General features: G+C 69.1%; 2 protein-coding genes and 1 pseudogene. All 3 read right to left on the bottom strand.

The window, feature by feature from the left end; genetic code table 11:
* Positions 1-1,697, bottom strand: a 1,697-nt coding sequence (locus tag ACWEBX_RS39130; RefSeq protein ID WP_451889465.1) for an excinuclease ABC subunit UvrA, incomplete at its 3' end; no start/stop codon positions are given.
* Positions 1,698-1,836: 139 nt separating this feature from the next.
* Positions 1,837-2,058: pseudogene (locus ACWEBX_RS39125) on the bottom strand (transposase); the annotation flags it as partial.
* 186 nt (positions 2,059-2,244) lie between these two features.
* The coding region (locus tag ACWEBX_RS39120) for a hypothetical protein (protein WP_451889464.1) at positions 2,245-2,523 on the bottom strand (279 nt) is incomplete at its 5' end.

The following is a 2,523-nucleotide window of genomic DNA, read 5'->3' as shown; positions in this document are numbered from 1 at the left end:
AGCAGACCCGTGTACGTCGCCGGGTTGCTCCGCCGCGAACCGCGGATCGGAGCCTGGTCGACCGACACCACGCCCTCGTCGGCCGGGATGGACCCGTGCACCAGTGAACTCTTTCCGGAGCCCGCGACACCGGTGACGACGGCGAGCACCCCGAGCGGGATGTCGACGTCCACGTCACGCAGGTTGTTCGCCGACGCTCCGCGGATCTCCAGCGTGCCGGTGGGCTCGCGCGGGGTCTGCTTGACCTTGGCCCGGTCGTCGAAGTGGCGGCCGGTGACGGTGTCGCCCTTCCGCAGTTCCTCGACCGTGCCCTCGAAGCAGACGGAACCGCCGCCCGTCCCGGCGCCGGGGCCGAGGTCGACGACATGGTCGGCGATCACGATGGTCTCCGGCTTGTGCTCCACGACGAGCACGGTGTTGCCCTTGTCCCGCAGGCGCAGCAGGAGGTCGTTCATCCGCTGGATGTCGTGGGGGTGCAGGCCGGCGGTGGGCTCGTCGAAGACGTAGGTGACGTCGGTGAGCGAGGAGCCGAGGTGGCGGATCATCTTCACGCGCTGCGCCTCGCCTCCGGACAGCGTGCCCGCCGGGCGGTCCAGGGCGAGGTAGCCGAGGCCGATCTCGACGAACGAGTCGAGGGTCTGCTGGAGCGCGGAGAGCAGGGGTGCCACCGAGGGCTCGTCGAGGCCCCGGACCCAGTCGGCGAGGTCGCTGATCTGCATCGCGCAGGCGTCCGCGATGCTGATCCGCTTGATCTTCGACGCACGGGCGCCCTCGCTGAGCCGGGTGCCCTCGCACTCGGGGCAGGCCGCGAAGGCGACGGCCCGGTCCACGAACGCCCGGATGTGCGGCTGCATCGCCTCCTTGTCCTTGGAGAGCATCGACTTCTGGATCCGCGGGACGAGCCCTTCGTACGTCATGTTGATGCCCGCGATCTTCATGCGGGTCGGCTCGTGATGGAGGAAGTCGTGCAGCTCCCTCTTGGTGTACTTGCGGATCGGCTTGTCCGGGTCGACGAAGCCCGACTCCTTGTAGAGCCGCATGTTCCAGCCGTCCGAGCCGTAGCCGGGGATGGTGATCGCACCCTCGTTGAGCGACTTGGAGTCGTCGTAGAGCTGGGTGAGGTCGATGTCGGAGACGGTGCCCCGGCCCTCGCAGCGCGGGCACATGCCGCCGGTGCGGTTGAAGGTCGCCTTCACCGCCTTCTTGGCGCCGCGCTCCACGGTGATGGCACCGCTCGCGCTGACCGAGGGGACGTTGAACGCGTACGCGCTGGGCGGGCCGATGTGCGGCTTGCCGAGCCGGCTGAACAGGATGCGCAGCATCGCGTTGGCGTCGGTGGCGGTACCGACCGTGGACCGGGGGTCGGCGCCCATCCGCTGCTGATCGACGATGATCGCGGTGGTGAGACCTTCGAGGACGTCGACCTCGGGCCGGGCGAGCGTGGGCATGAAACCCTGCACGAAACTGCTGTAGGTCTCGTTGATCAGCCGCTGCGACTCGGCGGCGATCGTGTTGAACACCAGGGAGCTCTTGCCCGAGCCGGACACGCCGGTGAACACGGTCAGCCGGCGCTTGGGGATCTCGATGCTGACATCCTTGAGATTGTTCTCGCGCGCGCCGAGCACCCGGATCAGATCGTGGCTGTCGGCACCATGCGGCGCGGACGGTCCCGGGTCCGTCCTCGTGGCCTTGCTCATCGTGTCTCCATCTGTCGGGCGGGGCCGCCCTCGCGGTCCCCGCCGGCATCGCCTCACTCGATCCAACCAGCTTCACGCGGGAGGACACCGTTCATGCGCCACGCTAGGGGAGGCACGGCCGTCGGCGCTTCTCGAATCAGGGGCTGGCGTTGATGAACTGGTGCAGGGACTGAGGGGCTGTGCACGAGTCCGACACGGTCGCCGCCAGGCGCCGAACGGTCTTTTTGCCCGGCGTGGTCAGGAGCCCCTCCATGTAGGCGTGCGCCCACCGCCGCTGGTCGGCCCGGGGCAGCCGCCCGAAGAGCTCCTGCGTGAACGCGGAGACCGATGCCCGTGGCCGTGCAGCCGGCTTCGTCGCCATCGCTTGTGTCCCTCCCGCTGGTCCTGCTGGTCCCGGCTCCTGAACGGCGCCACACGGAAAGAATAGAGAACGATCGCTTTGTTTTCGACACCGGGAGGGGGACTGCCGGATACTTTGCGAAGTCCGTCCCCGAAGCCGGCCGAACAGTACGGCCTGACCTGCGCGTTCGCGGAAATGGTGCGCAGGTCAGGCGACGAGGTCCAGGGCGCGTGCGGTCAGCTCCGCCGCGATCCCGGGCGCAGTGAGCGCCCCGCTGCTGGCCGGAGCACCTGCCCTCGCCGCCACATCCGGGGGGTCGGGCATGCCCAGTGACAGCGTGAGGGCTCCCTTGAATCGGGACAGGTGCAGGACGCCGAACGGCCGGGCCGCGCTGTGCACTTCCGCTCCGGGGAAGATCCCGTACGGGGTTCCGTACCCGCTCGTCCTGTCGCCGGGCTCGTACGGGATGGACCCCCGCGTGGGCTC

This window comes from Streptomyces sp. NPDC005070, from assembly GCF_053600395.1.
This window is presented reverse-complemented; position numbering and strand designations above follow the sequence as displayed.